The sequence below is a fragment of the Pedobacter kyonggii genome, from assembly GCF_004310665.1.
In the GTDB taxonomy this organism is placed as follows: domain Bacteria; phylum Bacteroidota; class Bacteroidia; order Sphingobacteriales; family Sphingobacteriaceae; genus Pedobacter; species Pedobacter kyonggii.
Genome location: NZ_SIXF01000001.1, coordinates 173,145 through 194,550, shown reverse-complemented (window position 1 = coordinate 194,550; position 21,406 = coordinate 173,145). Strand labels below are relative to the sequence as shown.

The window sequence follows — 21,406 nt, the reverse complement described above, 5'->3', positions numbered from 1 at the left end:
GTTCTATTTTTTTAAATATAATTATGAAAAACATCAAAATTAAAACATTTGTACTTTCTTTTTTTGCCTTAGTGTTGTTTACAGGTTTAATGTCGTGTAAAAAAGATGAGGGCGAGTCGCCGTCAAAATCTTCACACAAGGTGGTTTTTAAACTCGAAGCATCGTCAGGTAGCAACATTAGCACTGTTGTTTATGGCTACGATTCGCAGATTACCACCGCAACGAGCCTAAGTGGAACCACCTGGACAAGTCAGGAAATTACAGTGCCGGCAGGAACCATTTCTATAAACATTGCTGCAAATGCTATAGGCGCCAACGCAAATTCTACGCTAAAAGCACAGATTTATGTAGATGGAGAATTAAAAAGAGAAGGCACATCCAGCGGAGCAATCTTAAGCGCATCTGCATCGTTAAGTTTGTAGGTTGGTTCATTGGTTCACTGGTCATTTGTTTACTGATAATGGCCTTTGGGGTTCATTAGTCCATTAGGTTTGTTTGAGTTAGATCAAAACATTTTATAGTCTTAAAGTAAAATGTTTTCATACGCTCATCAACCTATGGACTTTTGAACTTTTATTGCATTATCCTATTGAGCCTCAATATTTGAACCATCAGCTGGTGCTATAAGCTAACAATTGATAAACCAATGACTAAGAAACCGATTTCTATTGCCTAATCAACTTTCAGCATTCCGCCTTTTTTCCCTACATTTGGCTAATCAAAATTCTCAAAAAATTATGCAATACGATGTCGTTGTTATCGGTTCAGGGCCGGGCGGTTATGTAGGCGCAATCCGTTGTGCTCAGTTAGGTTTAAAAACTGCAGTAGTAGAAAAATATAAAACTTTTGGCGGTACCTGCTTAAATGTTGGCTGTATCCCATCTAAGGCTTTATTAGATTCTTCAGAGCATTTTCATAACGCTGCTCATACGTTCACTACCCATGGTATCAACTTAAAAGATTTAAAGGTTGATATGAAACAAATGATCGCCCGTAAAGACGATGTTGTTGCCCAAAATACAGCCGGTATCACTTATTTGTTCAAGAAAAATAAAATCGATTCTTTCGAAGGTGTTGGCTCTTTTGTAGATAAAAATACCATCCTGGTAACTAAAGCCGATGGCTCTACAGAAACGTTATCAGCTAAAAACGTAATTATTGCTACAGGTTCTAAACCAACAGCTTTACCATTTTTACCAATTGATAAAAAACGCATTATTACCTCAACTGAGGCTTTAAATATTAAAGAGGTGCCAAAAACAATGGTGGTAATCGGCGGTGGTGTAATTGGTTTAGAGTTAGGTTCGGTATACGCCCGTTTAGGTACAAAAGTATCTGTTGTTGAGTTTTTACCATCTATCATCGGTACCATGGATGCTGGTTTGGGTAAAGAACTTCAACGTGTGTTAAAGAAAACTTTGGGCATGGAGTTTTACATGGGCCACAAAGTTACTGGTGCTACCACAAAAGGTAAAACCGTAACTGTTACGGCTGATACCCCTAAGGGCGAATCCATTTCTTTAGAAGCCGATTATTGTATCGTTGCGGTTGGTCGTACGGCTTATAGCGAAGGTTTAGGTTTAGATAAAATCGGGATTACTGTTGAAGAAAGAGGTAAAAAAATTCCGGTTAACGAGCATTTAGAAACTTCGGTTAAAGGTGTTTATGCTATTGGTGATGTAATTACCGGTGCGATGTTGGCGCACAAAGCAGAAGATGAAGGTACCTTTGTTGCTGAAACAATTGCAGGTCAGAAACCACATATCAATTATAACTTAATCCCTGGTGTGGTTTATACCTGGCCTGAGGTTGCTTCTGTAGGTTTAACAGAAGAGCAATTAAAAGAAAAAGGTGTTAAATATAAAGCAGGTTCATTCCCTTTCAAAGCCAGCGGACGTGCAAAAGCGAGTATGGATACCGATGGTTTCATTAAAGTTTTGGCCGATGCCGCTACTGATGAAGTTTTAGGTGTACACATGATTGGCCCACGTGCTGCAGATATGATTGCAGAAGCCGTTATCGCAATGGAATTCCGTGCATCTGCCGAAGATATTGCACGTACCTGCCACGCACACCCAACCTATACCGAAGCCTTAAAAGAAGCTGCACTTGCCGCAACTGATAATAGAGCGATACATATTTAATTGATTAGCCGGTGTTACGGTCGATTAATTAAAGTTAAATATTTGGACATGCCCAAGCTGCGCAAGGGTCGGGCTATACGTTTCAATCTTTGTTGTGCTTTCGACTACGCTCAAGCTGACAACAAAAGGATTTACACTCCTATCCCTCATGCAAAAACCCAAAGCCGATAAGAAATTGTCGGCTTTTTTAGTTTAGAGTTGTCAACTTTCTAGCAAACGGGTTATTAAAGTTGACAACTCTTCACTAATGCTACTTTTTCCTGAGCGCTCTGGTTGGGCGAAGACCTGCGTTATTTGATCACAAGACTTTATTTTAATCCTTTTATGTTTTCTTAATAAAATGATAACAAACAACGCCTAAAAAATAGCGTTATGCGCTTCTATTTTTGCGGTTCAGATATTAAAAAACCATGAACTGTAAAAAACTATTTGGTACAATCCTTATTGCCTCTTTGGCATTTACTGCATGCAAAAAAGATCAAACTGATGATCCGATTATAGATCCGCCAACCGAAGCCATTATACCTGAAAAAATCGACAGCTTTAAAGAAACCGCTTCTATTGATTTAGGTGGTGAATTTGCTTCAGAAATTTCTGCTTACGATCCCTTAACAAAAAGATTGTTTGTAGTAAGCAATGATGGAGGAGCCAAAGTTGATATTGTTGATATGAGCAAATATCCAACTGTTGCCAAATTGCAGACTTTAACCTTTGCAAGTAATGCGGGTATTAACAGCGTTGCAGTTAGTAACGGCTTATTGGCAATCGCACTGGATGGTGCAGATAAGCAGGGAAATGGCGATGTAGTGGTATTAAAAACATCAACTTTAGAAGAAGTTAAAAAAATAACTGTGGGTGCCATGCCTGATATGGTAACTTTTAGTCCTGATGGAAACTACATTTTATCAGCTAATGAAGGGGAACCGAATGATGCTTATACTGTTGATCCAAAAGGAACCATTTCAATCATCAACATAAAAGACAACTATTCGGTTAAAACATTAGATTTTTCTGCTTTCGAATCGCAAAAAGCAGCATTGCTTGCAGGCGGTTTCAGAATATATGGCTTAAATGCAAGTTTTACTCAAGATATCGAACCTGAATATATTACAGTAAGTACTGATTCCAAAAAAGCCTACGTTACGCTGCAGGAGAACAATGGCGTCGCCGAGGTAGATATTGTTGCAGGAACGATTACTAAAATTAATCCGTTAGGCACCAGAGACATCAGCCTGGCCGATAATGCTTTTGATGTAAGTGATAAAGACAATAAAAAAGTTTTGGGTACCTGGCCAATCAAAGCCTTCTATCTGCCAGATGCGATTTCATATTTCGTCACAGGTAGTAATGCTTATTTGGCCCTGGCGAATGAAGGGGATACCAGAGCCTGGAAAGGTTATGACGAAGAAGTTCGTGTAAAAAGCTTAACGCTCGATGCTGCTAAATTCCCGAATGCGGCTACACTCAAATTAGACGAAAACCTTGGAAGGTTAACCGTAAGCAAAGCCTTTGGCGACATAGATGGCGACGGCGATTATGATGAGCTATATACAACAGGCGGGAGAAGTTTAAGCATCATTAATGCTAACACTGGTGCCTTGGTGGCCAATATTGGTAAAGATTTAGAGCAAAGGGTAATTGATGCTGGTAAATATGACGACGATCGTTCGGATAATAAAGGCGTAGAAGTAGAAGGTGTTACCGTTGCACAGGTTAACGGGCAAACCTTAGCATTTATTGGGATGGAACGCGTAGATATGATTGCTGTTTATGATGTATCTACACCAGCGGCGCCCAAATTTGTTCAACTTTTCTCAACAGGTGACGCTCCTGAAGGTTTACTGTTTGTTAAATCAAAAGATAGCCCGAATGGAAGAAGTTTGTTAATTGTGTCAAACGAGGCAGATGGTACCGTCCGGTTCTATCAGCCCGATAAAATATAGTCTCTCTATCCCTTTATTAATTATTATGTTTTAGCCCCGATTTTATGTCGGGGTTTTTTGCTTTTTGAGTTGTCAACTTTAATAGGCTTTCGCTATTAAGTTGACAACTCTTCCTATATAATTCCATTATATAAACGAAGAATAAAAAAAGCCCTATATTGCAAACAAAATAAAACTTTAGGGGTGCCTTCAAATAAGTTGGCTGAGAACATACCCATTTTATAGGTGAAAGGCAAAAGGTAAAAGGCGGAAGGTGAAAAACCCTATGCCCTAAACCTTACACCCTATGCCCTATAAATGAACCTGATCCGGATAATGCCGGCGTAGGAAATTAGTTTGTCTGCAAAAATTGCGTAAAAATGCATACTGCATTTGAAGACTCCTGAAGTTGTACAACAAAATAAAGTCTTTAGCAATGAATTATATTAACGTATTAACGATAGCTGGCTCCGATAGTGGGGGTGGCGCAGGCATCCAGGCCGATCTAAAAACCTTTTCTGCTTTGGGTTGTTTCGGTACCTCGGTAATTACGGCAGTAACAGCACAAAATACAATGGGCGTGCGGTCGGTGCATGGCATTCCAGCCGAAATGATTAAAGATCAGTTACAGGCGGTATTAGATGATATAGCACCAGTGGCCATTAAAATCGGAATGATTAATCGTGCCGAAGTGGTGCAGGTAATCGAAAAGGAATTAAAAACCTATAATCAATATGTTCCCGTTATTTTAGATCCTGTTATGGTAGCCACCAGCGGCGATCGGTTAATCGAGCCTGATACCGTAATCGAGTTAGTTGGAAAACTATTTCCCTTGGTAACATTGGTTACCCCAAATATAGACGAGGCCATTATCCTTTCAGGGCAGGAGATCCATAACCTCGCTGATATGATTACTGCGGGTAGGAAAATTATCGGAAAAGGTGCAAAAGCCGTTTTAATAAAAGGCGGACATTTAATAGGCCCAATCATTTACGATGTTTTTATTTCTGGAAACGATGCGCCTGTTGTATTGGAAAGTGCCTTTATTACCTCTAAAAATCTACATGGAACAGGTTGTACACTTTCATCGGCCATCGCTGCCGAAATGGCCAAGGGCAACGCTTTACTGGTTGCAATTAAAAATGCAAAAGATTACATCAGCCAGGCTTTACAAGCTGGTTGCGAGGTGAAAACCGGCAAGGGCAATGGGCCATTAAATCACTTCTTCGAACCTTTAAAATTAATAATCCAATGAAATGGAGCGAACAGGCATGGGACAGGGTGAAACCCATTTATGCCGAAATTTTAGCAATGCCTTTTAATACCGAATTAAGTAATGGCACTTTACCTGCAGAAAAGTTTATCTTTTATTTGGCTCAAGATGCCTACTATCTTTTGGAGTTTGGCAGAACTTTAAGTACGATTAGTAGCCGTATGCGAGATGCGGATTTGGTGATGGCTTTTGCCGGATTTTCTACAGGAGCAATTTTTGCCGAGCGTAGTTTGCACGAAAGTTATTTTGTAGAATTTGGTTTAGCTAACGAACTGCAGCCCACTCCATCTACACTTTTGTATACCAATTATATCCTCAGTCAAGCTGCATATGCCAATGTAGAAATTGCAGTAGCAGCTGTTTTGCCATGCTTCTGGATCTATAAGGCAGTTGGCGATCATATTTTTGCACAGCAAAATGGCGACCAGAATCCTTACAAAAGGTGGATCGATATGTATGCTGGCGTTGAGTTTGCTGCTGCGGTAGAAAAAGCGATTGATATTACCGATCAACTGGCAGCAAAGGCTAATGCAGAAACGCAACAAAAAATGCTAGCTGCTTTCGAAATGGCAACCCGTTTAGAATGGATGTTCTGGGATAGTGCTTATGAATTGGAAAAATGGAAAATTTAAGATTTTAATCCATGAGGTGTAAATATTTTGATAAAATGTTAAAAACTTGTCGGTATTTCCGATAGATTTAAAGAACTTTGTAGATCATTCTATAATTTAATACATCATTTTGGAAGAAAGCACGCAAGAACAGGGAATATTAAGTAAACAAGAAGATAAACCTGTATTAGCGCAAAGCTCTCCAAAACAAGTGCGTTTTGCCATATCTGCCTTTTACTTTATGCAAGGGGTCTGTTTTGCAAGTTGGGCCAGTAGGATACCCACTTTTAAAGCTTCAATGGGTTTAAATGATGCAGAATTAGGCTCTATTCTTTTTGCATTACCAGCGGGGCAGATTATAACGATGTTTTTTTCGGCGAAATTGACCACTCATTTTGGCAGTAAAAAAATGCTAAGGGCAACTGCGCCACTTTATGCAATTGCTTTAACTTTTTTGGCCTTGGCAAGTACGGGTTGGCAACTGGCTGCTTTTTTGGTGCTGTTTGGTATAACCGGGAACCTTTGTAACATCGCCTTAAATACACAGGGGGTCGCAGGTGAAAATTATTACGGCAAACCCATTATGAGTTCTTTCCACGGGGCCTGGAGCATTGGGAACTTAACCGGGGCATTAATTGCACTGGGCCTGGTAAATTTAAAATTGGGCATGTATACCCATTTTTGGATCATCGCTTTAATATCCTTAACCAATGTGGTGTTTAGCTCAAAAAAATTATTGAACTATAATAAACCAGATGCCATTGTGGAGAAAACAAAGTTCTTTACCATGCCGCAGGGTATTTTAGTATTATTGGGCGTTATCGCATTCTGTAGTATGGCCACCGAAGGAACAATGTTCGATTGGAGTGCTATTTATTTTGAAGATGTTGTGAAATTGCCTCATAATAAGGCGATTATTGGTTATGCATCGTTTATGTTTATGATGGCAAGCGGAAGGTTTTTAGGGGTGTATCTAATCGGTAAATTTGGGCGGAAAAACCTCCTTCAGATCAGCGGTGCCATTATATCAATAGGTATGGCGCTTGCCGTAATATTTCCGAATCTAATTGTCGCTATTTTTGGCTTTATGCTTATTGGCCTGGGTGTTTCGAGTATTGTACCCATGGTGTATAGCATAGCTGGTAACAATAAAAAAGTGCCTGCTGGAAAAGCGATAACCATGGTTTCGAGCATCGGTTATTTCGCATTTCTGTTTGGCCCGCCATTAATAGGCTATGTTTCGCAACTATCAAGCCTGCGTTATTCTTTCGGGATAATTTCTGTTTTTGGTTTACTGATTACTTTCCTGATTACAAAAATAAAAGCGATAAATTAGACTGTGATCGGCTTAACGATTTGAATTGATTAACAGAGAGGCATAGCAATGCTTTCATTTTTAATAAATGTATTCATTATTTGGAGCGCAGCGCCTGTACATAACAGAAAGCCCCTTTCCGTTTTACGCTTATACGCTTCGCTTCCTCGTACCTCGTTGCTGAAGGGTAACGCTACAACCGGGGCTAGATGGCTACAACAGCATTTCATGTGATGGGTTGCAGGGGGCACCAACCTTTGTCCCTAAACCCGACAGCAGCGCCAGCCTCCGATTAAGCACCGAATTATGTTATATTTTGGTGTGCTTGCTTGTTTCACAGGTCTTCTATCGGAGCTACAGCGAATGGCGGGACTGAACCGCCAAGAACCACAGGCCGATCATTTCCTAATTTTAAAACAATCATTTCATTTGAAGCGCGCTACCTGCACATAAATATCAAAATTTAGTAAGGATAGCTATGAAAATGCTTAGTAATCTATTCTTTCTTCACCAATCCATGTTCCTTTAGGGCTGCGATGGCCAGTTCGATTAACCTTAAATTTTCATCTTGATGCCCATGCTGTACTTCTACATTAATATAAGGAATGTTATTCTGCATGGCATAAACAGAAAGTGAGCCATCATTAGAAACAAATTTAGATTGAAGGATTACATTAACATTCGCCTTTTTTAAACTGCTGAACAACCTTGGCTCCGTTACATAAACAAGATCATCACCATCCATTTGGAAGTTGATATAAACCGAATCGGCGGTGCTGGCTAAATCGTAACCTGGTAAATAAGAAGAAATACCAAAACCACCATCGGCATTGTTATGCAGCGTTAAAAAATAACCTGTAGCTTTTGGATCATAAAAATCGACAATTTGTTTGCCTGCATTAAGTATTGTTTTTTCAACTTCATTAGAGCTGAAAAAGTCTTTTTTTAACCTTGTATTTACACCTACTTCGGTATAAATGGCGTTGGGGTCTATACGATATTGATCATCCATATAGGTGAAATAATAATCTCTTACACCGCCATATTGACTGTCGATGAGTTCGCCACCACTCCAACGGATATAATCAAAACCAGCTTTTACACCAGTATCTTCATTATCATGTACAACTAAAAATTTAATGCCATTTGGTTTGTAGCTGTACTTTACCAAGTTGATATCTAAGTTATAAACCTTAACAAAGCTCGAATCAGTGGTCATCGCCGGAAAAACAGGAGGGTGTTGAGCTTTAACTAACAGGATAGTGCAGATCAGAAATAAACTAAAAATGAATTTGAACATAATCCCTAATATACAATGTTGTTACATAATTTGTTTGAAGACAACATTGTATAATTATCTGGGCATCAAAATTTCTAAGTGCGGCAAGTGAAAAATGAAATGGTTCGTGGGGACACGAACCATGGCGGCGGATTGGGATACCCGTTTGCAAATAATTTTTCTGTGTTTTCTGTGCTTCCGTGGCTAAAAACAAAATCCACAAAAAAGCCCCGATTTGGGGTCGGGGCTAAATTGATTGTTAATCTGGATGTTTATTAATGTCCGTGATCTAAATCGTATTCATTTACATCTTTATGATCGTAAGGTTCAACCATTAAATCATCGATTGTTTTTCCTTTTTTGTTGAAGCCTAAACGTTCTAACATTCTATCAAATATTAAGTATACCACTGGTACTACAATTAAAGTTAGGAATAACGAACTGGTTAATCCACCAACGATAACCCATGCCAAACCATTTTTCCATTCGGCACCTGCACCGCTTGCCAATGCAATCGGAAGCATACCGAATACCATGGCGATGGTTGTCATTAGAATCGGGCGTAAACGTGCGTGGTTGGCCAGTACAAGCGCTTCTTTGGTTTCTTTACCTTCAGCCTTTAAGTGGTTGGTAAAATCGACCAGGATAATCGCATTTTTCGCTACCAACCCCATTAGCATAATTAAACCTAAAATGGTAAAGATACCGATTGAGTTGTTGGTTAAAGCCAGTGCTAACAATGCCCCGATTACAGCTAGCGGAAGTGAGAACATCACTACCAACGGATAAATAAAACTATCGTAAAGGGCCACCATGATTAAGTAAACCAAAATAATTGAGGCCAATAAAGCGATGCCCAAAGTACCAAAACCTTCGGCCTGATTTTCCTCGTCACCCGCCCAGCTATAACTTACGCCTATTGGAGCTTTAAGCTTGCCATTTTTTTGTAGTTCTTCTAATTTCGCCCTGAACTCTGCAACCACGGTTCCTGTTGGCCTACCAATTGATTGTGCCTGAACAGATACTGAAGTAGATTTATTTAAACGCTCTAACTGACTCGGGCCTGAACCTTCTGTAATGGTTGCAAACTGTGATAACTTAATCTGTTTACCATCGTTATTTACAAAAATCAGGTTACGTACGTCATCAATATTCTGACGGTTGAAGTTTTGATACTGGATATTAATATCGTACTCGTACTCACCTTTACGGTATTTACCATCTGTATTCCCTGCAAAAGCAGTTTGCATGGTAGAACCTACGGTTGACAGGGTTAAGCCAACTGCCGACATCTTATCGCGGTCTACCTGAACATTAATCTCAGGTGTTCCTTTTTCTACTGATAATTTAATCTCTGTAGCTCCAGGGATAGATGCGAGTACTTTTTGAGCACCTTCTGCATATTTTAACGCACTATCTAAATCAGAACCCATTACTACAAGGCTAATTGGCGCGTTTTCTGCAATACCCAAAATACTGATTGGAACGGTTTTTACTTTTGCCCCGATTAATTCTTTAGCTAAGGCACGGCTCATTTTCGTTGCGAAAATGTCTGAAGAAACACCTTCACGCTGATCGCGCTCAACAAGCTTCACATTAATCTCCGATTTATAAGCTGTAGCCTGTGTACCACCAAAGTCACCGGTCGATTGTCCAACTGTAGTAATTAACTGCGTAATTTCTGGTTGTTTATCTAAGAAAGCTTCAGCTTTTTGTGTTAAAAAGTTGGTTTGCTCTAAGGAAGCATCTTTTGGTAACTCTAACTGCACCAGGAACTCACCTTTATCTGATTTAGGGAAGAACTCCGATCCGATAAAACCGCCTACTAGTAAACCGCATGAACTTAAGAACATCACCACAACCATAACTAATGTTAAGGCTTTGTGGTTTAACGACCATGTTAAAATGCTGGTAATCCAAAGGGTAAATTTCTTTAATTGTTTTTCGAACCAAAGAATGAAACGGCCAAACAGGTTTTTGCCTTCAATACGTTCTAACTTCCCGAAACGAGAGAAGATAAGTGGTACAATGGTAAATGAAGCTACTAATGAAAGTAATGTTGCAATAATTACCACAATACAGAACTGACGTAAGATGTTCGATACCAGACCTGTACTTACCGCAATCGGGAAGAACACCACCACAATTACGAAAGTAATAGATACTACGGTAAAACCAATTTCTCTTGTTGCATCAGATGCTGCTCTTACCTTGTTTTTACCCATTTCCATGTGTCGCTGGATATTTTCCAGTACCACAATCGCATCATCCACCAGGATACCTACCACGAGTGATAGTCCCAATAACGACATTAAGTTTAAGGTAAAGCCAAACAAGCTGATCCCGATAAAAGTAGCGATTAATGAAACCGGAATAGATACCATTACAATTAACGCGTTACGTAAACTGTGCAAGAAGAAAAGCATTACGAAAGCCACCAAAATAACCGCCAGGATTAAATCGTGAATTACCGCATCGGCTGATTCTAAAGTAAAGATCGAACTATCGTTAACAATTCTGATGTCTAATTTATTTGCTGCGTATTCAGTTTTTAATTTGGCAATAATGGCATGTACACCTTTACTCACTTCTACAGCATTCGCATCACTTTGTTTAATGATCTGGATCGCGATAGATGCTTTACGATCGATACGTGCCAGTTTTTCGGTTTCTTTTTGCGAATCCTGAACGTCGGCAACGTCACCTAAACGGATCTGCGCACCATCTTTGGTAGTGGTTAAAACCAGGTTTCTCAACTCTTCCATGCTTCTGTATTTACCCGATAAACGGATCAATACATCCTGGTTTTGGGTTTTAACACTTCCGGTAGGGAAATCTAAGTTAGAACTTAAAATTAATTGCTGCACCTGCGGAACTGAAAGGTTATAACCTTGTAATTTATCAGCATCCAACGCAACCTGAATTTCGCGTTCCGAACCACCAACTAAGTTAACCTGTGCAATGCCGCTTACCCTCGAAATTACAGGGGCAATACGTTTGTCGATCAGATCGTAAAAGGTAATATCATCCATATTTGCTGATGCAGACATGGTAATTACCGGTAAATCATCTAAAGAGAATTTACTTAACGACGGTGTTTTTACATCCTCAGGCAGATCAGAAAGAATGGCGTTTACCTTTCTTTGTGCATCATTTAAGGAAATATCGATGTTTGCCGCATCAGTTAAGGTGATGGTAACTGTAGATAAACTCTCAAACGAAACAGAGTTGATCTTTTTAATGTTTTCCATCGATGATACCGCATCCTCAATCTTTTTGGTTACGGTATTTTCAACCTCATTTGGTGAAGCACCAGGGTAGATGGTCGAAATAGATACTACGTTGTTAGAGAATTTTGGAAGTAATTCATAACCCAACGAAAAGTAACTTAACAGCCCAAGCAAGGTAAGTGCGGTAAACACCACAATAACCAGCGAAGGCCTTTTTATAGATATGTCTGTTATCTTCATTTTAATTAGTATTGCGTTTTTTGCGTAAATATTGACCCTACACTTCGCTTATTACAAGCGGGCTCAGGGTGACAAACTGTAAACTGAAAACAGCCAATTAGACTATTTTACGATACTAACGGCAGTACCTTCAGTTAAGTTAATCTGTCCGCTGGTGATTACAGTTTCACCTTCTTTTAAGCCATCAAGAATTTCAACATTGTCTCCTAAAATACGGCCGGCTACTACATTACGGATTTTAGAAGTATTGTTAGATTTATCCAACACAAAAACCTGGTTACTGCTTACACTACCTACAAACGATGTACGTGGAATGAGGATGCTTGGTGCTTGTTTAGGGAACTTGAATATCGCAGTTCCGTACATACCGGCTTTTAACGTGTTTTTGTGGCTGTTCTCTACTTCAATTTCGATCGGGAAGTTTAAAGTTGCATCGGCTTTAGCAGCAATGAAAGTTACCTTACCAGAGAAATTATCAGTTGGGAAAACCGAAGATTTAATGTCGATCTGATCGCCGATTTTAAGGTTGGCCACCTGCGATTCGTTAACATTTACTTTCAGTTTCAATTTAGAAACATCAACAAGTTCGAACAATTGAGTTCCCTGGGTATTTACAAAAGCACCAACTTCGATGTATCTTTTGTTTATAATACCGTTAATAGGTGATTTAATGTTGGCATCACTTAATCTTCTTTGCGAAGCCTGTAAACGAAGTTTTGCATTTCTTGTAGCCAATTTAGCCTGATCTAACTGTTGTTGCGTAACACCGCCAGTTTGGAATGAGCTTTGGTATCTGGCCTCATCTCTTACCGCATTTTGGTAAGTTGCTTCAGCGGTCTCTCTATCTGTATTGATGATTTCAGCATCAACACGGGCTAAAACCTGACCTTTGCTTACGCGGTCACCTTCATCAACATAAATAGCCGTAACACGACCTGCATTTTCTGATAAGAAGTTAAGCTCTTGTTTAGGAATAAAGTTTCCGTTTGCACTGAAATCTAAATTCACAGCTTTTCTCTCTACTTTGGCAACCCGAACGGCAACAGCACCACCACCTTTAGCAATGAAAGCAGTTTTTTCTTCGTTTTTCTTTTTATTGTTGCTTAAAACATAAGCTATTGCACCGAGTGCAACAACAATTACGATAATTATGGTAATTACTCTTTTCATTTCTATTGTACTAGTGATTTAATATTTCCGTTTGATTTGATTAATTGTATTTCGGCTATTTTATAATTCAATAAAGCCTGTGTATAACTGTTCTGTGCCTCAGTAAGTGCATTTTCTGTATCCAGAAGATCGGTTAAAGAAGCTAAGCCATTGTTATAGTTGTTTTGTGTGCTTTTGTAAATTTCCTGCGCCAAATCAGCGTTTTTACGCTGCGATTTAATGGTGTTAATGTTGTTGCGCAATTGGATTTTTGCGTTCTCATAAGCCAGGTTTAACGAGTTTACAGATTCTTTTCTGCTCTCTCTTGCTTTCTTAATATCTACATCTGCCTGGCGGATTTTTGAACGTGTTAAAAAACCGTTGAAAATTGGCACTTTTAAGGTTAGGCCAACTGCCGATGCGCCATATCCGATTGCCGCGGCATTAGACTTTAGAAAATCGAAACCATCACTTTGGCTAGAGTAGGTGTAATTACCCGTTAAAGCCAATGATGGATAATATTCGGCAACGTATGCCTTTCTTTGCAGTGATAAAAGTTTATCCTGATTATCCAAAAGTTTAACCTCTGTTCTGTTTGCCAGATCGATAGAGTCTGTAAATACAGGTAAAGTAGTTACCTCTGTTAATTCGGTAAATGGTAAGCTGATCGGCGTAGAAACCGGCATACCCATCGAGAATTTTAACTGATTCTCCAATTGGGTAATGGCATTAATCACCTGCTCACGCTGTGTATTCAGATTAGTTAGGTTTACATTGATCCTGTCAACATCAATTTTTCTTGCTAAACCATTTTTAAACTGGTTCGAAACAATTTTTTCTACAATCTTCACATTTTTAATGTTGGTGTCGATTACGTTTAACTGTTGTCTGTTTACCAGAACCTGGTAGTAATTGTTGGCCACCAGCTCGATAATCTGCTCTTCTGTTAATTTTGAAGTAAGGTTATAATATTCCTCGCTCGATCTCGCAGCCTGTAAACCAGTAAAAACTTGTTGGTTGAATAATTGTTGCGAAAGCTGAACACCTGCAGTCGAATTCCAGTTCTGGCCTAATTTGATTGCCTGTGTCTGTCCGCCGAAATTAGCAACCAACTGACCGATAATAGGATTATAAGTTAAGCCAACATTTCCTGTAATTTGAGGCAAGGCCTGTGCCCTAACTTCCTCTACCTTGTATCTTCCGCCTTCAATATCCAATTTCGAGTTTCGAATCTTGGTGTTGTTTTGGAGCGCATAGGTTAGCGCATCTTTTAAGGTAACTTGCTGCTGTGCAAGCACCAGCTGCGGTAAAACCGAGCCGATTAGCAGTATGAGCATTAACCTTACCATTTTTACTCTAAGCATAATGTATTGTTTTTTTGTTTTTGGGTTCTTATCTATTCAAAATTTGTGGCTTGTTTACAATCGGTTTATCATTGTTGCTGCCGCCGTATTTTAGTCTGAACATCGTAAACCTCTCACAAATATGGTGGTGAGGTTTTTTTGCTTCAGTGTCATTTTGTTTAATGCTTTTTTATCGGGGAAAAGATCTTTTCCGGTTTCCATAATACACATGGTGCAAAGGCCCATCAAACTTTCCAGGTAAAGTTCTGCAACATGTGCAGTATCATCGTGTTCAATTTCTCCCTTTCCTTTTGCCTGACTAAAAATTTCTGCGAAGAAATCTTTTTCAGAGCTTTTAAGCGTTTGTAACTTTCCTTTGATCACATCGTCGTTCAATAAATCAGGAATGCCTTCCGTAATCCTTAGCATGTAATATTTTTGGAAGAAAGTGTTCCTCACTTCTATGGTGCTAAAAAGGATATCTTCCAAAGGCTGATCTGGATTGTATTTCTTTTTGATCAACTCAAAGAAGTCGTTAAATACCCTTTCTATTACTCCAATAATTAAATGCTTCTTATCCGGGAAATAATAATAAAGCGATGGTTTGGAAACGGAAAGATCTTCTGCTATATCGTTCATAGTGGTTTTACCAATACCAAAATGGATAAAGCGTTTTATAGCGCCATCAATAATTTGCTCTCTCTTTTTATCGGCTACAATCATTTTACTTTTCTACTTTCTGACTTTTTTAATATTTTAGTCAAAAATAGTGCTAAAAAATGATTTGTCATGAAAGGTTTGTTGAAATTGTATTAAGCTTACAATTTTATGACACGATTTTGGTTCTCGCGCTGTTTATATATCTTTACAAACCAATCATTTAGAAAACTTGTCAGTATTAATCAACATCTTTATTGTATTGTTTACCCTCATGGCAATGGAGTGCTTGTCTTGGTTTATACACAAGTATTTATTCCATGGACCACTATGGTTTATGCATAAAAGCCACCACCAAAAAGCAAAATCATTCTTCGAATGGAACGATCTGTTTGCTGCACTATTTGCTGTAGTATCCTTGTTTTTAATGTATACCGATCGGGATAATTTAGGTTACCGGTTTTTTATTGGTTTAGGGATTACTTTATATGGCCTGATTTATTTTGTGGTACACGATTGGTTTGTGCACAGGCGGTTTAAAACTTTTAAAAGCAACAATACTTATTTGCAGGCTGTGCGGAAAGCACATAAGGTTCATCATAAGAATAGGGGCAAAGAAAAAGGTAAGGCTTTTGGACTATTATTTGTAAGAAAGAACTTAATAAAAAAGGACTAAAATATTTTTAACTAATTAATTAGTTTTATATTTAAGGTTATAAATATAAAGCTGATGAAAAAACTAACTATTTGCATCGCTTTGCTTTTTGTGGGCTCACTGCATGCGCAAACTATCAAATTTACCATCGAAGGGGTGGTTCAAAATCCTAAAAATGCAAAATTTGCTTACCTGGTAAGTGATGCGCCAGTAGCAGGAAAACCAGATCTGTTTTTGGTGAGGCCAATGGATGGCGATCATTTTCGGCTATCGGCCACATCTGATCTGGCGGGAAAACTTTTGAGAGAAGGTTTCATTTTTATTGATGAAGGTGGGTATATTACTTTAGCCGAAGTAAAATCGAAGATAAAACAGAAAGTTTGATTTGTGGGTGGTAGTGCTAATCTTAAAAAGATTTTTCTCGAAGATGTTAAATTGGATATTGAAAACCCTTACAATTTAGAACCTTCAAAGGTAATTGGTGGAGGGGTTTATCTCCAGCAATTAAAAGATGCATTAGTGGCCTTAAGAAATCGAAAAATGTTGGATTTTGTTAAACAAAATGCCGATTCTCCAGTAGCACTTATTGAAGTAGGAAATGCTATAAAATTTCTCTCTTTATCAAATCTTAACTTGGGACTTGATTTTGGTACTCCCACAGAGCTATATGGGGCACTTTCGACCCGTTTGAAGCAAAGTAAGGAGGGATTGGGCATTAAAGAGACAATAGATAACCAGGGAAAAAAATAAAGTTCTCCGGGTTTGGTTTATATGCTCATCATTTCTTGGCAGGATGCTTGCTCTTTTTTATTAAACCTATGCCATGAGAAAAATTTACTATGCCTTTGCAATTTTATCACTCGTTGTCATTATTTCCTGCGGCAAAAAGACTGATCAAGACCGTGCTATTGCACTTGTAGAGGCTAAATACGCAAGCAGTAATCAGGAATTGAATTTTGATAGGTCGAAATTGGATAGCCTTTACAATATTTCACCAAAAGCTTATGCCGATAGCATCAAAAAGGGAAATGAGTTAGATGATACTTTAGCTGCGCTTGAGAGTCAAATCGAACACTTGAGTCAGGTAGAATCGGATAGCCTAGGGTTGATCAGTGCAAAACTCACCAAAGAAAGATACCGTTTATTGGACGTTGCCAAAACCAAACCAGCTCTTGTTGGTTGGAAACTTTCGGGAGTAGTAGTTGAAAGAGAAAAAGCGGACACTTTAAGCTTTAATTTCGATAAGGGGATAACCAAAATCGTTCCTTAACTATTTTTTATTTTACTTTTGCAGCATAATACAAAATCAATATGCTTCAAATCCAGGAAAATGTTTCGTTAAAACCATACAATTCGTTTGGTATCGATGTTAAGGCAAGTTACTTTGCCGAGATATTTTCTGAAGCAGATTTAGCCAGGCTGTTTAAAAACGAGATCGTAAAATCTCAAAAGCTCTTGGTTATTGGTGGAGGAAGTAATGTGTTATTTACTCAGGATTATAACGGATTAGTTGTTAAAATCAGCATCAAAGGCATTCAGTCCGAAATGATTGATGATAAAGTGTTGGTAACAGCGGGTGCTGGTGAAGTATGGAACGATTTTGTAAATTACTGTGTTGAGCATCATTTTGCAGGTGTAGAAAATTTAAGCCTAATCCCTGGTACTGTAGGTGCATCGCCAATACAGAATATTGGTGCTTATGGGGTAGAGCTTAAAGATGTTTTCGAAAGCTGTAACGCTTTTGAGATCAAAACCGGAAAAATCAAAACCTTTACTTATGATGATTGCCATTTCGGTTACCGTGAAAGTATTTTCAAAGGTGAGTTGAAGGGCCAGTATATTATTACATCCGTTACTTTCCGTTTATCGGCGGAAGCGAAAATTAATACCTCCTATGGTGCCATTGAAACCGAGCTGCTGAACAGGGGCATCGAAAGGCCAAATATTGCCGATGTTTCATCTGCTGTATCGCATATCCGCGTAAGCAAACTGCCCGATCCGTCTACTATTGGTAACGCAGGTAGCTTCTTTAAAAATCCGGTGATCGAAAAATATGAATTTGCCGATATTGTGGCAAAACACCCCGATGTGGTACATTATCCTACAGCCGATGATAAAATTAAATTGGCGGCTGGCTGGTTAATTGAGCAGTGTGGCTGGAAGGGTAAAGTGGTTGGTCAAACAGGTACCTGGAAAAACCAGGCTTTAGTTTTAGTTAACCATGGATATGCGACTGGCACAGAAGTGTATAATTTTTCTGAACACATTATAGACAGTGTAAAGTCTACTTTTGGAGTCACTTTAGAAAGAGAAGTAAATATTCTGTGACGAAAGCTTGCCCTTAGGCAGTTGTACGCTTTTAGCACCATGCCAGAAAATTTTGGTACTAAGTTTGTTTAGGTTTAAGCGAACGAACAATAATTCATTTGTTTTTTTTATCTACCTAAAGCTAAATATCATGACAAAATTTGAATTCAATCATCTGGTTAATCATCACTCGGTATCGCTTAGATCTTATGCTTTAAATTTTACTAAAGACGCAGAAGACGCAAATGATTTGGTTCAGGATACCATGCTGAAAGCGATCACTTATTACAATAAGTTTAAAGAGGGTACGAATTTAAAAGGTTGGTTATTTACCATCATGAAAAATACTTTCATTAACAACTATCGCCGATTGGTGAAAACAAATACTTTAATTACGCAGAGCGAAGATATATCTTCCGCAAATCTTTCATATAGTGCAACTAAAAACCAGGCAGAGAGTAAATTTGTGCTAGGCGATATTGATAAAGCCCTTTCGCAATTACCTGAGGAGTATTATGTGCCTTTTATCCGTTATTTTGAAGGATATAAGTATCACGAAATTGCAGATATGTTGGCTATTCCGATTGGAACAGTAAAAACGCGTATCCACGTAGCAAGAGGTATTCTTAAAAAATATTTAAAAACCTATTCTAAAGAAATCGCAGCATCAGAAGTGATGTAAGTGTTAATCAGATTATTCTCAATTCCCGTTGAAGAACATTTTAACCAAAGCTCTGGTATATTTACCGGGGCTTTTTTTTTATTTATACTAGCCGAAATTAATAAAGTTGAAGTACATGGGAGTAACGAATGAGATCGGGTTTTCTACTTTTGAGGCAATTGAAAGCCAGAAGTACTGTAAAAAGCAAAAGGCCCGAAAATTCAGGCCTTTTTGCTTATCATATATTTGGTTAGTTGATTCTTATTTTTTCTTTCAACAATTCGCCTTCTCTCTTATTTCGAAACAAATGCAAACCCCGAACGATTATGTGTTTTGAAGCTTTATTGCAGTATTTTTGTTTTGTGGTTATAAAGATAAGGGAAATTTTAAATTTGTCAAGCTTTTTTTAACTTTTTTTTTATTTCTTTTGCTACCACTTGCCCAGAGATGATTGCAGGTGGTACACCAGGCCCCGGAACGGTTAATTGTCCGGTGTATAAAAAATTTGTTACCTTACTTTTCATCTTGGGTTTTAAAAAAGCCGTCTGTTTCAAAGTGTTTGCTAATCCATACGCATTTCCTTTAAAGGCATGGTAATCTTCCACAAAATCGTTCATGGCGTAACTGCGCTTAAACAAAATGTTACCGCCAATATCGTTTCCTGTTAAATTTTTAAAGCGTTCGATCAGTAAATTAAAGTATTCTTCCCTTTTATTTTCGCTATCTGCTAAATCAGGTGCTACCGGAATTAAAAAGAAAAGGTTCTCGCAGCCCTCCGGTGCAACGCTTTTATCAGTTACGGAAGGACAGCATGCGTAAAATAGGGGTTTTGATGGCCATTGTGGATTGGTATAGATTTCTTCGGCATGTTGATCGAAATCCTCATCAAAAAATAAGTTATGGTGTAATATATTGTCTAGTTTTTTATTTAATCCGATATAAAACAAAAGGCAGGAGGGAGCCATTGTTCTTTCATTCCAATATTTTTCACTGTAATTACGGTAAGGTTTTTCAAAAAGATGTTGATCGATATGGTGATAATCGGCATTGCCCACTACAAAATCGCTTTTAAAACTGCCTTTATTGGTAATTACAGCCTCTGCAATATTGTTTTTAACTTCTATTTTGGTTACTTCGGTATCGAAAATAAATTTTACGCCCTCACTTTCGGCTATTTGTTGCATAGCTGTCACAATTTTGTGCATGCCGCCCATGGGATACCAGGTACCTAAAACGAGATCTGCGTAGTTCATCAAGCTGTATAAAGCAGGTGTGTTTTGTGGCGTGGCACCTAAAAACAAAACCGGAAATTCTAAAAGTTTCCTCAAACGCTCATTCTTGAATAACCGGTAAACATGTTTACGCATATTGCCCAAAAGCTGCAATTTGATTCCGCTAACCGCCAATCTGGGATCGAAATATTCCATCACACTGTGCGAAGGTTTAAAAACATACTCATTCATGCCTACATCGTATTTGTATTTCGCCTGATCGAGAAAATGTTTTAGGTTCTTGCTGCTCCCTGGTTCAAGCTTTTCAAATAAAGCATATAAATCAGCTAATGTTTCGGGAACATCAATAGTATCCCGTTTATCAAAATAAATACGATAAGAAGGATTTAATCTTTTTAGTGTATAAAAATCAGCGGCAGTTTTTCCGAATAGGTTATAGTAGTTTTCGAAAACATCAGGCATCCAGTACCAACTGGGGCCCATATCGAAAAGAAATCCGTCTTTTTGCCAGGTTCTGGCCCTGCCACCGGCCATTTCGTTTTTTTCGATCACTGTAACATCACAACCATCTTTAGCCAGTAAAGCTGCAGCAGCCAAACCTGCAAAGCCAGCACCAATAACGGTAACCATAGGTTTTTTATCCATGGTGTAAATAAAGGAATTTTATTGCGTTTTGTTTTTGTTAACATCAAATATTGTTTTTTCGTCATTGCGAGGAGGAACGACGAAGCAATCTTACAACGATCGCTACTAGCGTGTGCATTAAGATTGCTTCGTGCCTCGCAATGATGATATTTCACTTTTGAATAATATACAAAGCATCTACAATTAGCTTTTCTTACCTTTGCCCAAACTCATGATTAAACTACCCATTATATTTTTTCTGCTATTTGCAGCAAACCATATTACTTACGCCCAGTTATCTGCCCAAGAAATTGCGATATTAAAAACGAATATGGTTAAAGCGGTAGAAAGCCCGAAGCTAACCGACTCATTGTTTACCAAACTGAACAAGCTCCCCAATAAAACCGCCTTAATTACGGGTTACACCGGAACGTTGGAGGCGCTTAAGGCCAAGCACTCCTGGAATCCATATAACAAGATCAAGTATGTAAGCCGATCGCTCAAAACCATGCAAAAAGCAATTGATATGGATAAGGAAAATATGGAGATCCGTTTTATGCGGTTTTCGATTGAATTTTATACACCTTCCTTTCTCGGTTTCAGTAAAGATTTAGCCAAGGATAAAAAAGAGATCGTTAAACATTACCAAAATGAAAATTTTGGGCTTGCCGATCGCGAACTGATTAAAAACGTAGCTAAATTTATGATCGACAGTAAAAAATGTAGCCCTGCTGAAGTTAAAATTTTGACAAAACACCTTTAGA

General features: G+C 38.4%; 19 protein-coding genes. 13 read left to right on the top strand and 6 right to left on the bottom strand.

Going from position 1 to position 21,406, the window contains the following annotated elements:
- Positions 1-23 precede the first annotated feature (23 nt).
- From EYS08_RS00830 to EYS08_RS00805, 6 genes are all read left to right on the top strand, one after another.
- Positions 24-422, top strand: a complete 399-nt coding sequence (locus tag EYS08_RS00830; RefSeq protein ID WP_131027975.1) for a hypothetical protein — start codon at positions 24-26, stop codon at positions 420-422.
- A gap of 315 nt (positions 423-737) precedes the next feature.
- Positions 738-2,144: a dihydrolipoyl dehydrogenase gene (gene lpdA, locus EYS08_RS00825; protein WP_131027974.1), complete on the top strand. Its 1,407-nt coding sequence runs from the start codon at positions 738-740 to the stop codon at positions 2,142-2,144.
- 410 nt (positions 2,145-2,554) lie between these two features.
- The gene (locus EYS08_RS00820; RefSeq protein WP_131027973.1) at positions 2,555-4,087 is read left to right on the top strand and encodes a choice-of-anchor I family protein; all 1,533 of its coding nucleotides are present in this window, start codon (positions 2,555-2,557) and stop codon (positions 4,085-4,087) included.
- Positions 4,088-4,502: 415 nt separating this feature from the next.
- Positions 4,503-5,321 (top strand): bifunctional hydroxymethylpyrimidine kinase/phosphomethylpyrimidine kinase, encoded by an 819-nt coding sequence (thiD, locus tag EYS08_RS00815; protein WP_131027972.1) that lies wholly within the window; start codon positions 4,503-4,505, stop codon positions 5,319-5,321.
- On the top strand, positions 5,318-5,971 hold the full coding sequence (locus tag EYS08_RS00810; protein WP_131027971.1) for a TenA family protein: 654 nt from the start codon (positions 5,318-5,320) through the stop codon (positions 5,969-5,971). Before thiD ends, EYS08_RS00810 begins: the two co-directional genes overlap by 4 nt.
- Before the next feature lie 109 nt (positions 5,972-6,080).
- Positions 6,081-7,286 (top strand): MFS transporter, encoded by a 1,206-nt coding sequence (locus tag EYS08_RS00805; RefSeq protein WP_244215823.1) that lies wholly within the window; start codon positions 6,081-6,083, stop codon positions 7,284-7,286.
- Between the two features lie 475 nt (positions 7,287-7,761).
- On the opposite strand, the gene EYS08_RS00800 is transcribed toward EYS08_RS00805, so the two are convergent.
- From EYS08_RS00800 to EYS08_RS00780, 5 genes are all read right to left on the bottom strand, one after another.
- Positions 7,762-8,565, bottom strand: a complete 804-nt coding sequence (locus EYS08_RS00800; protein WP_131027970.1) for a hypothetical protein — start codon at positions 8,563-8,565, stop codon at positions 7,762-7,764.
- Between the two features lie 254 nt (positions 8,566-8,819).
- The gene (locus EYS08_RS00795; RefSeq protein WP_131027969.1) at positions 8,820-12,014 is read right to left on the bottom strand and encodes an efflux RND transporter permease subunit; all 3,195 of its coding nucleotides are present in this window, start codon (positions 12,012-12,014) and stop codon (positions 8,820-8,822) included.
- Positions 12,015-12,116: 102 nt separating this feature from the next.
- Entirely contained in the window at positions 12,117-13,184 is a 1,068-nt protein-coding gene (locus EYS08_RS00790; protein WP_131027968.1) for an efflux RND transporter periplasmic adaptor subunit, read from the bottom strand.
- Between the two features lie 2 nt (positions 13,185-13,186).
- Positions 13,187-14,527, bottom strand: a complete 1,341-nt coding sequence (locus EYS08_RS00785) for a TolC family protein (protein ID WP_057931302.1) — start codon at positions 14,525-14,527, stop codon at positions 13,187-13,189.
- Between the two features lie 90 nt (positions 14,528-14,617).
- Positions 14,618-15,229, bottom strand: coding sequence for a TetR/AcrR family transcriptional regulator (locus EYS08_RS00780; RefSeq protein ID WP_029279769.1), 612 nt, complete (start codon positions 15,227-15,229; stop codon positions 14,618-14,620).
- A 208-nt stretch (positions 15,230-15,437) separates the two neighbouring features.
- Here EYS08_RS00780 and EYS08_RS00775 point away from each other — a divergent pair, with 208 nt between their 5' ends.
- From EYS08_RS00775 to EYS08_RS00750, 6 genes are all read left to right on the top strand, one after another.
- Positions 15,438-15,839, top strand: a complete 402-nt coding sequence (locus EYS08_RS00775) for a sterol desaturase family protein (protein ID WP_131027967.1) — start codon at positions 15,438-15,440, stop codon at positions 15,837-15,839.
- Between the two features lie 54 nt (positions 15,840-15,893).
- Complete coding sequence (locus tag EYS08_RS00770; protein WP_131027966.1) at positions 15,894-16,202, top strand: hypothetical protein; 309 nt, start codon at positions 15,894-15,896, stop codon at positions 16,200-16,202.
- 3 nt (positions 16,203-16,205) lie between these two features.
- Entirely contained in the window at positions 16,206-16,568 is a 363-nt protein-coding gene (locus EYS08_RS00765; RefSeq protein WP_131027965.1) for a hypothetical protein, read from the top strand.
- 73 nt (positions 16,569-16,641) lie between these two features.
- Positions 16,642-17,088, top strand: coding sequence for a hypothetical protein (locus EYS08_RS00760; RefSeq protein WP_131027964.1), 447 nt, complete (start codon positions 16,642-16,644; stop codon positions 17,086-17,088).
- Between the two features lie 41 nt (positions 17,089-17,129).
- A complete protein-coding gene (gene murB, locus EYS08_RS00755) occupies positions 17,130-18,146 on the top strand; it encodes a UDP-N-acetylmuramate dehydrogenase (protein WP_131027963.1) in 1,017 nt (338 codons plus the stop codon).
- 130 nt (positions 18,147-18,276) lie between these two features.
- Entirely contained in the window at positions 18,277-18,807 is a 531-nt protein-coding gene (locus EYS08_RS00750; RefSeq protein ID WP_131027962.1) for an RNA polymerase sigma factor, read from the top strand.
- A 374-nt stretch (positions 18,808-19,181) separates the two neighbouring features.
- On the opposite strand, the gene EYS08_RS00745 is transcribed toward EYS08_RS00750, so the two are convergent.
- Positions 19,182-20,663 (bottom strand): phytoene desaturase family protein, encoded by a 1,482-nt coding sequence (locus EYS08_RS00745; RefSeq protein WP_131027961.1) that lies wholly within the window; start codon positions 20,661-20,663, stop codon positions 19,182-19,184.
- Between the two features lie 211 nt (positions 20,664-20,874).
- On the opposite strand from EYS08_RS00745, the gene EYS08_RS00740 reads away from it, so the two are divergent.
- Positions 20,875-21,405: a hypothetical protein gene (locus EYS08_RS00740; protein WP_131027960.1), complete on the top strand. Its 531-nt coding sequence runs from the start codon at positions 20,875-20,877 to the stop codon at positions 21,403-21,405.
- The last annotated feature ends 1 nt before the right edge of the window (position 21,406 follow it).

Excerpts from the sequence above, each read along its gene's own strand:
- EYS08_RS00830 (WP_131027975.1), top strand. The coding sequence starts at position 24 with ATGAAAAACATCAAAATTAAAACATTTGTACTTTCTTTTTTTGCCTTA.
- lpdA (WP_131027974.1), top strand. The coding sequence starts at position 738 with ATGCAATACGATGTCGTTGTTATCGGTTCAGGGCCGGGCGGTTATGTA.
- EYS08_RS00820 (WP_131027973.1), top strand. The coding sequence starts at position 2,555 with ATGAACTGTAAAAAACTATTTGGTACAATCCTTATTGCCTCTTTGGCA.
- thiD (WP_131027972.1), top strand. The coding sequence starts at position 4,503 with ATGAATTATATTAACGTATTAACGATAGCTGGCTCCGATAGTGGGGGT.
- EYS08_RS00810 (WP_131027971.1), top strand. The coding sequence starts at position 5,318 with ATGAAATGGAGCGAACAGGCATGGGACAGGGTGAAACCCATTTATGCC.
- EYS08_RS00800 (WP_131027970.1), bottom strand. The coding sequence starts at position 8,565 with ATGTTCAAATTCATTTTTAGTTTATTTCTGATCTGCACTATCCTGTTA.
- EYS08_RS00795 (WP_131027969.1), bottom strand. The coding sequence starts at position 12,014 with ATGAAGATAACAGACATATCTATAAAAAGGCCTTCGCTGGTTATTGTG.
- EYS08_RS00790 (WP_131027968.1), bottom strand. The coding sequence starts at position 13,184 with ATGAAAAGAGTAATTACCATAATTATCGTAATTGTTGTTGCACTCGGT.
- EYS08_RS00785 (WP_057931302.1), bottom strand. The coding sequence starts at position 14,527 with ATGCTTAGAGTAAAAATGGTAAGGTTAATGCTCATACTGCTAATCGGC.
- EYS08_RS00780 (WP_029279769.1), bottom strand. The coding sequence starts at position 15,229 with ATGATTGTAGCCGATAAAAAGAGAGAGCAAATTATTGATGGCGCTATA.
- EYS08_RS00775 (WP_131027967.1), top strand. The coding sequence starts at position 15,438 with ATGGCAATGGAGTGCTTGTCTTGGTTTATACACAAGTATTTATTCCAT.
- EYS08_RS00770 (WP_131027966.1), top strand. The coding sequence starts at position 15,894 with ATGAAAAAACTAACTATTTGCATCGCTTTGCTTTTTGTGGGCTCACTG.
- EYS08_RS00760 (WP_131027964.1), top strand. The coding sequence starts at position 16,642 with ATGAGAAAAATTTACTATGCCTTTGCAATTTTATCACTCGTTGTCATT.
- murB (WP_131027963.1), top strand. The coding sequence starts at position 17,130 with ATGCTTCAAATCCAGGAAAATGTTTCGTTAAAACCATACAATTCGTTT.
- EYS08_RS00750 (WP_131027962.1), top strand. The coding sequence starts at position 18,277 with ATGACAAAATTTGAATTCAATCATCTGGTTAATCATCACTCGGTATCG.
- EYS08_RS00745 (WP_131027961.1), bottom strand. The coding sequence starts at position 20,663 with ATGGATAAAAAACCTATGGTTACCGTTATTGGTGCTGGCTTTGCAGGT.
- EYS08_RS00740 (WP_131027960.1), top strand. The coding sequence starts at position 20,875 with ATGATTAAACTACCCATTATATTTTTTCTGCTATTTGCAGCAAACCAT.